The organism is Vibrio sp. Y176 (genome assembly GCF_033438945.1).
The window spans coordinates 1-507 of record NZ_JAWOQS010001242.1 but is presented as its reverse complement, the minus strand read 5'-3'; the positions used below and the strand labels follow the sequence as shown (position 1 = coordinate 507).

The following is a 507-nucleotide window of genomic DNA, read 5'->3' as shown; positions in this document are numbered from 1 at the left end:
CCTATCGATAGCTTACAAGCTGAATTTGACCAACACGTGAAGCACCACCACCTCGTTGTGGAAGCCGAAACGGGTTCGGGTAAGTCAACACGCCTTCCTCTTTGGGCGGCAAAGCACGGACGTGTTTTGGTCATCGAGCCACGTCGAATTGCTTGTACCTCATTAGCTGAGTTTCTTGCGGAGCAATCTGGTGAGCCGATAGGTAACAAAATTGGTTACGCGATCAAGCTGCATGCGTTTTTCGATGAGAACACGGAAGTCGTGTTTGTGACGCCGGGTGTAGCGTTGCGTTGGTTTGCGGAAGACAAACTTGCAAGCTTCGACATCGTGATAGTGGACGAATTTCACGAGCGACGCTGGGATATTGATCTACTAACCGCAATTTTGAAGCAAGAAAACCAGCATCGATTGATAGTGACTTCTGCCACGTTAGAGGGCGAAAAACTCGCACATTATCTTAATGCTCATCGTCTTCGTTCAGAAGGGCGCTGTTTTCCTGTCTCGGTG

1 protein-coding gene is annotated in these 507 nt (G+C 49.1%); it reads left to right on the top strand.

What is annotated here, in order from left to right:
* On the top strand, window positions 1-507 hold a 507-nt coding region (locus R7O13_RS31190; RefSeq protein WP_318305770.1), incomplete at both ends, for a DEAD/DEAH box helicase.